Source organism: Nocardia sp. NPDC004722, from assembly GCF_053601505.1.
The window spans coordinates 1-5,450 of sequence record NZ_JBSGBY010000578.1; the positions used below are offsets into that span (position 1 = coordinate 1).

Below are 5,450 nucleotides of genomic sequence, written 5' to 3' on the forward strand. Positions count from 1 at the left end.
ACCGGTTCGGCAGTCCGCGATTCCGGAAGGCGATCGCTGTCACCCGGCGGAGTTGACCGTGGTGTCCAAGGTGATATCGACCGTGCCCAAGGATCTGGTATCCAGATCGGTCCAGTCGGTGGGGTGATTCGGCTGAGTGAGCGCGCGGATGTCGTCTGTGACTGACACGACCGAGGTTCTCCTGACCTGTTCGTCAACGATGCGGTTGTGGGCGGCGGGATGATTCGCTGCGGTGGATCCGTGATGCGCCGCCTTCGGGGGAACATGCGGCGCACCGATCTACGTCCACCCTAAAGGGCGGCGTTTCCTCGTCCTACGGGAACCCGGATTCACCGGCGGATGTGTCACTCGATAGAAGCCGCCCGCCGACCTGTTCGTGACTACCCGGTGTACGCATTGCCAACCGGTCTCGCCGCGCGCCACGGGTGGACCTGGTCGGGAGCATGGTCGCGGTGGGTCTACCATGCTCTGTAGTAGTCACGGCGTGCGAGGAGAAACAGTGCGGATTGGGCAACAGCCGGGTGGCGCTCACGGCTCCTCCGGGGCGGTGCTCGCCGACCGTGTCACGGGCAGCGGCCCGCTTTCGGCGGTGGTCAGGCGGGTGTTGGCGTATATCGCGCTCACCAAGCCGCGCGTCATCGAGTTGCTGCTCGTCGCAACGATTCCCACGATGCTGCTGGCCGACCGCGGGCACGTCGACATCCGGCTCATCCTGGCCACGCTGTTCGGCGGCTGGATGGGTGCGGCGAGCGCCAACACGCTGAACTGTGTCGCCGATGCCGATATCGACAAGGTGATGAAGCGGACCTCCAAGCGTCCGCTCGCGCGGGAGGCGGTGCCGACCCGCAACGCCTTCGTCTTCGGCGTCACCCTCGGGCTGGCGTCCTTCGCGTGGCTGTGGTGGCAGGCCAACCTGCTCTCCGGCGCGCTGGTGGTGGCGACCATCCTGTTCTACGTCTTCGTCTACACCCTCGGCCTCAAGCGCCGCACCTCGCAGAACGTGGTGTGGGGCGGCGCGGCCGGGTGTATGCCGGTGCTGGTCGGCTGGTCGGCGGTGACCGGCACCATCGGGTGGCCCTCGATCGTGCTGTTCCTGGTCATCTTCTTCTGGACGCCCCCGCACACCTGGGCGCTGGCCATGCGCTACAAGGAGGACTACAAGGCCGCGGGCGTCCCGATGCTCCCGGTGGTGGCCACCGAACAGGTCGTCACCAAGCAGATCGTCCTCTACACCTGGGCGACCGTCCTGGCCACGTTCGCCCTGGCCCCCGCCGCGGGCGTCATCTACGCCGCCACCGTCCTGGTCGCCGGAGCCTGGTTCCTGCTCATGGCCCACCAGCTGTATTCCGGTGTCCGCAAGGGCGAATCGGTGAAGCCGCTGCGCCTGTTCCTCCAGTCGAACAACTACCTCGCCGTGGTCTTCTGCGGCCTGGCCGTCGACTCCGTCCTCGGCTACCACACGCTCGGCCACACCCTCTTCGGCTGGGCCTGACCCGCCCGCGTTTCGGCCCTGTCGATTCGATAGGGCGCCATTCGATGTCAGAGTGAGGGCGGAGCCGCCGCCCACTCGGTCGAGAGGAACGCGTCATGCCGAAGCTTCGTGTCCACAATTTCTCCGTCTCGCTGGACGGATTCGGCGCGGGACCCGATCAGACGGCGGACGCGCCGCTGGGATCCGGTGGACAAGGCCTGCACGACTGGGTGTTCCGCACCCGCTACGGCAACGCCATGCTCGGCGAGCCGGGCGGCGAAATCGGCCCCGACGACGACCTCCTCGCAGCCGGAGACCACAACATCGGCGCGACCATCATGGGCCGCAACATGTTCGGCCCCATTCGCGGCGACTGGCCCGACCACGACTGGACCGGCTGGTGGGGCGACACCCCGCCCTACCACCACGACACCTTCGTCATGACCCACCACCCCCGCCCCGCCCTGACCATGAAGGGCGGCACCACCTTTCACTTCATCGCCGACACCCCCGAAGCCGTGCTGAAACGCGCCGTCGAGGCGGCCGACGGCCTCGACGTCCGCTTGGGTGGGGGAGTGGGCACCGTGCGGCAATTCCTCGCCGCGGGCCTGGTCGACGAGCTACACCTGGCGATCGTCCCGATCCTGCTGGGTTCCGGGGAGCGGCTTTTCGAAAACCTGGGCGCATTGCCGGACTACCGGGTCGTGGAGATGCAGAGCACCCAGACCGTCACCCACGTATGGATGACCAGGCAGTAGCGGTTCGGCGATGGAGCGTCGGATGCTCGCCGCGTCCCCCGCGCGGTGACACGCGTCGCGCGGGGGACCGGGTGGCTACGGTCAGATACCGAAGGGTGTTGCGTAGCGGACGGTTCCGCTCGGCAGCGGTGCATCGGTGAGTGACAGGGCCATCAGGGCCTCGTCGGGGACCTCGATGCTGAGCCGTATGCCGTGGGCGCTGGCACGGCCGAAACCGAAGCGCGGGTAGTACTCCGGGTGTCCGAGGACTACGACGAAGGACTCGCCCTGGTCGCGGGCCGCATCGAGCACTGCGCGGATTGCCGCGGAACCGGCTCCGGTGCGCTGGAATTCGGGCAGGACCGAGCACGGTGCCAGGCACAGCGCCGGAGTCTCGTCGATGTGACAGCGGGTGAGCAGGGCGTGACCGATGGCCGTGCCGTGGGTGTCGGTGCTGATCATCGACAGCCCGTCGAGCCAGCCGGAATCGACGCGCAGTGCGTCGACGAGGTCGGCTTCCTCAGCGGTGTCGAAGGCAGCGAGAGTGATTGCGCGAACAACGTCGATGTCGGTGTCGATCTCGGCGCGGGTCAGCCAAGTGTTGGACATGGTCGAAACTCCTGAATTGTCATGCTGGACAAGGGGATACAGGAGTGACCGCTGTCGCACTGCGGGCACGCGGGCCCGCAGCCGGTCGCGGTGACCGGGTGGTGTGGGGATCAGTTCGCGAGGCGAAGGGTGAGGCGACCCCGGATGCCACCGGCAACAGCGGTCTTCGGCGCGGTCATCAACTCACCTCCGGTCATGGACTACAACGGACTGAACCCCCGCAGCCTATCGGTCTGGACATCTGACCAGCAAGCGGGGGTTGCTCACGTCACTACTCGGCCGCACCGTCCAGCACCGCACGCAGGGTGCGCGCGAAGGGCTCGGGCTGGCCGGGGTAGCCGGAGTCGGGGCCGGTGAAACCGCCGTGGTGACTGGGGAATACGACGGGATCGGTGCCGAGCAGGGCGGCGGTGGTGGTCGCGGTGCGGGCGGTGAGGGTGCCCGTGGATTCCTCGCCGACGGCGATCACGACGCGGGTGGGGGCGGCCTGCAGGGCGGCGATGTCGGGGGAGTAGTCGGTGATGGCCCACGAGCGCTCCGACAGCAGCGGGTCGTCGCGGGTGCCGTCGTCCTCGCTCGGCATGCCGAACATCGCGGGGTCGGCGGGCAGCTGCGCGAACAGGGCGTCGGTGAATTCGCCCTGCCAGGACGACCAGGTGATGAAGCTGGCCATTCCGGCGAAGGAACCCTTGGACTCGTAGGCGTCGCGGACCGCGGCGCGAGCGCGGAAGGCGGCCTCGGCGTCGGGCAGCACCGGCAGTATGGGCGGCTCGTGGGCGACGAGGGTGACCAGGTCGTTCGGGTGGGCTGCGACCAGGGCCAGCGCGGTGACCGCGCCGCCGCTGCTGGCGAACATGTCGACCGGCCCGAGGTTCAAGGCGGTGAGCAGGGTGTGGATGTCCTCGGCCTGCACGGTCGGCGAATTGTCGGTGCGCCCGTCCTTGCGGACACTGCGCCCCAGCCCGCGCGGGTCGTAGGTGATGACCGTGCGCTCCGGGAAATAGGAAGCCAGCGTGGCGAATCCGGCCGCGGTCATGGGCTGGCCGATCATCAGCAGCGGCCGCTGGGCGCTGTCGGCGGGCGCGGGACCCAGCACGTCGTAGGCCAGGTCGACGTCGGCGGTTTCGAGGATGTGTTCGCTCATATCAATACAGACGGTACGGTGCGGCCGAATTCATCGGTGCATTTGTGGCAGCATGTCGGACATCAGCCCAACCGGCGGGTGGCCATGACAACACACGCGACGCGCACCCTCCCCGCGCTTCTCGTCTGCGCGCTGATCCTCGCGGCCTGCGCCGCCACCTCGAGCCCACCCCCGCCTGCCCCGCCCGCGACCGGCGTCCTCGCCCTCGACGGCGCCGTATACGGTCGCCCGATTCCCGTGGGCGACACCGTGATCGCGGCGACGGAGAACGATTCGGTCTACGCCGTCGCCGGTGACACGGTCCGCTGGCGCACCCACCTCGCCGAACCGATGCCCGGCGCGGACCTGCCGTGCGGTGATATCGATCCGGTCGGCATCACCGGCGCACCCGCCTACGATGCGGACGCGCATCGCGTCTACGTGGTCGCCGAATCGGGCGGTGCGCACAAAACCCTCTACGGACTCGACGCGGCGACGGGCGCGATCACGCTGCGTATCCCCGTCGACCCACCCTTCGGTGATGCGCCGTCCTACCTGCAACGCCCCGCCCTGACCGTCCGCGCCGGCCACGTCTACGCCGCGTTCGGCGGCAATTACGGCGATTGCGGCACCTACACGGGAGCGGTTGCCGCCGTGGATGTCTCGACGTCCGCCGTCACCTGGTATCGGGCCGCGACGGGTGGTCGCGGCGGCATCTGGGCACCGGGCGCACCGGCGCAGTCCGGCGACCTGCTGTACTACTCGGTCGGCAATGGCGACGCCGAGGCGGGCGCGGCCTACGACGACACCGACGCCGTCGTCGCCCTCACCCCGGACCTGCGGCGCGCCGACTTCTTCGCGCCCGCGACCTGGGCACAGGACAATGCCGCCGACCGCGATCTGGGCACCATGAACCCGGCCCTGGTGAACGGCCGCCTGCTCATCGCCGGGAAATCCGGCGACGGCTACCTTCTCGATCCCGCGCACCTGGGCGGAATCTCCACCACCGCACCGGTTTTCACCGGCTGCAAGGCCTTCGGCGCGGCCGCCGTCGACGGCGACGTGGCCTATCTGCCCTGCACCAAAGGCACGTGGGCGGTGCGTGTCACGGAGACCGGCGCGGCCACCGTCCTGTGGCGTGCCACGGTCCCTGCCGACGGCCCGCCGATCGTGGCCGCCGGTCGGGTCTGGGCGGCCGACTGGCACGCCGGGACGTTCTACGCCCTCGACCCGGCGACCGGAAACATCCTCGCCCAGTACGCAACCGGTGCACTCCCGCACTTCGCCACCCCCGCCCTCGCCGGGAATGAACTGGTGCTCGGCACCCTCGCAGGGCTGCAGTACGTCCGCTTACCCTGACACGTCCGCGTGACCCGAGACCACACAGGCGATATCACCGGAACACCGGATGGCGCGGGTATCGAGACACCGGATGCCGCGGGCATCGAGCCGATCGGGGGCGCGGCGACCTCCACACGCCCCCGCGATCACGGGCAGGGCGCGAGCGGGA

At 69.0% G+C, this 5,450-nt stretch carries 6 protein-coding genes; 3 read left to right on the forward strand and 3 right to left on the reverse strand.

Going from position 1 to position 5,450, the window contains the following annotated elements:
- Nucleotides 1-39: 39 nt before the first annotated feature.
- Entirely contained in the window at nt 40-168 is a 129-nt protein-coding gene (locus ACWELQ_RS37020; protein ID WP_452401675.1) for a hypothetical protein, read from the reverse strand.
- 331 nt (nt 169-499) lie between these two features.
- Here ACWELQ_RS37020 and ACWELQ_RS37025 point away from each other — a divergent pair, with 331 nt between their 5' ends.
- Together ACWELQ_RS37025 and ACWELQ_RS37030 are read left to right on the forward strand one after the other, a co-directional pair.
- The gene (locus ACWELQ_RS37025; protein ID WP_452401676.1) at nt 500-1,492 is read left to right on the forward strand and encodes a heme o synthase; all 993 of its coding nucleotides are present in this window, start codon (nt 500-502) and stop codon (nt 1,490-1,492) included.
- Between the two features lie 95 nt (nt 1,493-1,587).
- Nucleotides 1,588-2,229, forward strand: a complete 642-nt coding sequence (locus tag ACWELQ_RS37030; protein ID WP_452401677.1) for a dihydrofolate reductase family protein — start codon at nt 1,588-1,590, stop codon at nt 2,227-2,229.
- 81 nt (nt 2,230-2,310) lie between these two features.
- On the opposite strand, the gene ACWELQ_RS37035 is transcribed toward ACWELQ_RS37030, so the two are convergent.
- Nucleotides 2,311-2,817 (reverse strand): GNAT family N-acetyltransferase, encoded by a 507-nt coding sequence (locus tag ACWELQ_RS37035; RefSeq protein ID WP_452401678.1) that lies wholly within the window; start codon nt 2,815-2,817, stop codon nt 2,311-2,313.
- A gap of 271 nt (nt 2,818-3,088) precedes the next feature.
- Complete coding sequence (locus ACWELQ_RS37040) at nt 3,089-3,961, reverse strand: alpha/beta fold hydrolase (RefSeq protein ID WP_452401679.1); 873 nt, start codon at nt 3,959-3,961, stop codon at nt 3,089-3,091.
- A gap of 84 nt (nt 3,962-4,045) precedes the next feature.
- Here ACWELQ_RS37040 and ACWELQ_RS37045 point away from each other — a divergent pair, with 84 nt between their 5' ends.
- Entirely contained in the window at nt 4,046-5,299 is a 1,254-nt protein-coding gene (locus ACWELQ_RS37045; protein WP_452401680.1) for an outer membrane protein assembly factor BamB family protein, read from the forward strand.
- Nucleotides 5,300-5,450: the final 151 nt, after the last annotated feature.

Bases quoted from the DNA above. Each gene is read 5' to 3' on its own strand.
- ACWELQ_RS37030 (WP_452401677.1), top strand. From the start codon at position 1,588: ATGCCGAAGCTTCGTGTCCACAATTTCTCCGTCTCGCTGGACGGATTC.
- ACWELQ_RS37035 (WP_452401678.1), bottom strand. From the start codon at position 2,817: ATGTCCAACACTTGGCTGACCCGCGCCGAGATCGACACCGACATCGAC.
- ACWELQ_RS37040 (WP_452401679.1), bottom strand. From the start codon at position 3,961: ATGAGCGAACACATCCTCGAAACCGCCGACGTCGACCTGGCCTACGAC.
- ACWELQ_RS37045 (WP_452401680.1), top strand. From the start codon at position 4,046: ATGACAACACACGCGACGCGCACCCTCCCCGCGCTTCTCGTCTGCGCG.